The sequence below is a fragment of the Micrococcus sp. HSID17227 genome, from assembly GCF_003989405.1.
In the GTDB taxonomy this organism is placed as follows: domain Bacteria; phylum Actinomycetota; class Actinomycetes; order Actinomycetales; family Micrococcaceae; genus Micrococcus; species Micrococcus luteus.
Genome location: NZ_RBLN01000325.1, coordinates 1 through 2,190, shown reverse-complemented (window position 1 = coordinate 2,190; position 2,190 = coordinate 1). Strand labels below are relative to the sequence as shown.

At 74.6% G+C, this 2,190-nt stretch carries 3 protein-coding genes; 2 read left to right on the top strand and 1 reads right to left on the bottom strand.

Annotated features, from left to right (window positions below; genetic code table 11):
* The coding region (locus D8M29_RS11385) for a DUF3027 domain-containing protein (protein ID WP_127445988.1) at positions 1-280 on the top strand (280 nt) is incomplete at its 5' end.
* A 6-nt stretch (positions 281-286) separates the two neighbouring features.
* On the opposite strand, the gene serC is transcribed toward D8M29_RS11385, so the two are convergent.
* A complete protein-coding gene (serC, locus tag D8M29_RS11380) occupies positions 287-1,414 on the bottom strand; it encodes a phosphoserine transaminase (RefSeq protein WP_127445987.1) in 1,128 nt (375 codons plus the stop codon).
* Between the two features lie 128 nt (positions 1,415-1,542).
* Between serC and D8M29_RS14260 the strand changes: the two genes are divergently transcribed.
* Positions 1,543-2,190, top strand: a 648-nt coding sequence (locus D8M29_RS14260; RefSeq protein WP_148111601.1) for a metal-dependent transcriptional regulator, incomplete at its 3' end; no start/stop codon positions are given.

The window sequence follows — 2,190 nt, the reverse complement described above, 5'->3', positions numbered from 1 at the left end:
CCTGACCCACCGCTTCGCATGCCACCTGCCCGGCTACGCGGGCTGGCTCTGGTACGTGACGATCGCCCGAGCCCCGCGTGCCAAGCAGGTCACCGTGTGCGAGACCGGTCTCATGGCGGGGGAGGGCTCGCTCGTGGCACCCCCGTGGGTGCCGTACGCCGAGCGCGTGAACGAGGAGGAGCGCGAGCGGCTGAAGGCCGTGGCCGAGGGCCGCGTGCCCGGCGCCCCGGCGCCCGAGGCCGAGGGGGACGGGACGCTCGGGGCCGCGGCCCTCGGCTGACCCGGCTCAGGCCAGGCGCTCGACCACGTGGTCGATGCAGCGCAGCAGTGCCGCGACGTCCTCGGGCTCGATCGCGGCGAAGGTCGCGATCCGCAGCTGGTTCCGGCCGAGCTTGCGATAGGGCTCCACGTCCACCACGCCGTTCGCGCGCAGGGCCTGGGCGACCGCCGCCGCGTCGACGTCGTCGGAGAAGTCGACGGTGCAGACCACGGCGGAGCGGTCCTCGGACCGGGCCACAAAGGGCGTGGCGAAGGACGACGCCTCGGCCCACGCGTACACGCGCGAGGAGGAGTCGGCGGTGCGGGCGGTCATCGCGTCCAGCCCGCCCTGACCGTTCATCCAGCGCAGCTGCGCGTCCAGCATGACGAGCGTGGCCAGCGCCGGCGTGTTGTAGGTCTGGTCCTTGAGGGAGTTCTCCACGGCCGTGGCCAGGTCGAGGAACGCCGGGATCCAGCGGCCGGACTCCTTGATCTCCGCGACCCGCGCCAGGGCCCGCGGGGAGAACAGCGCGAGCCACAGGCCGCCGTCGGACGCGAAGTTCTTCTGCGGCGCGAAGTAGTACACGTCCGCCTCGGACACGTCCACCGGCAGGCCGCCCGCGGCCGAGGTGGCGTCGACGACGACCAGCGCGTCCTCGTCGATGCCCGCGGGGCGGACGACGGGCGCCATCACGCCGGTGGAGGTCTCGTTGTGCGGCCACGCGTACACGTCGACCCCGGCCACGGCCTCCGGCTCGGGGCGGGTGCCCGGCTCGGAGGTGCGGATGTCCGACGGCGCCAGGAACGGCGCCTGGTCGGTGGCCTTGGCGAACTTCGAGCCGAACTCGCCGAAGCTCAGATGCTGGGCGCGCTCGCGGACCAGGCTGAAGGCGGCCGCGTCCCAGAACGCGGTGGAGCCGCCGACGCCGAGGATCACCTCGTAGCCCTCCGGCGCCGAGAACAGCTCGGCGACGCCGGACCGGACGCGCGCCACGAGGTCCTTGACCGGCTTCTGGCGGTGCGAGGTGCCGAGCAGCCCTGCCGCGTCCTGGAGCGCCCTCAGCTGCTCGGGGCGCACCTTGGACGGGCCGGCGCCGAAGCGGCCGTCGGCCGGCAGCAGGTCCTGGGGGATGGTGATCTCGGCGGGGGAGGTCATGCGTGCTCCTGACGCTTCGGGGTCGCGGGTCGTGCCCATTCTCCCGCGCCCGGGACCACCGGCCGTCCACGTGACTCACGCCTCGCTAGGATGTCCGGGACGAAGAGCCCGAGGGAAGAGGACGCGCCATGACGGATCTGATCGACACCACCGAGATGTACCTGCGCACGATCCTCGAGCTCGAGGAGGAGGGCATCCCCCCGCTGCGCGCCCGCATCGTCGAGCGACTGGAGCACTCCGGACCCACCGTCTCCCAGACCGTGGCCCGCATGGAGCGGGACGGGCTGGTGCACGTGGGCACGGACCGTCGGCTGGAGCTGACCGTGGCGGGCCGCGAGCGGGCCGTGTCCGTGCTGCGCAAGCACCGCTTGGCCGAGCGCCTGCTCGCGGACGTGATCGGCCTCGAGTGGGAGCTCGTCCACGAGGAGGCCTGCCGCTGGGAGCACGTGATGAGCGACCAGGTGGAGCGCCGCCTGCTCACGTTGCTGGAGAACCCCACCGAGACCCCCTATGGCACCCCGATCCCGCCCCGGCCCGAGCAGGCCTCCGCCGAGGACTGGAGCCGCGAGATGGGCCTGGCGGGCACCCGGCTCTCCGAGGAGGCCGCCACCGCCGGCCGGTTCCGCGTCCGCGGGCTGGCCGGGGGCGTGCAGACCGACCCCGCGCTGCTGGCCCCGCTGGCCGGCTCCCGCGTCGCCCCGGGCCGCGGGGTGCGTGCCCCGGCCGGCCGCGGCGACGGGGACCGCCGGCGCGGGGGCGCGGCGGGCGAGGGCGCG

Bases quoted from the DNA above. Each gene is read 5' to 3' on its own strand.
- serC (WP_127445987.1), bottom strand. From the start codon at position 1,414: ATGACCTCCCCCGCCGAGATCACCATCCCCCAGGACCTGCTGCCGGCC.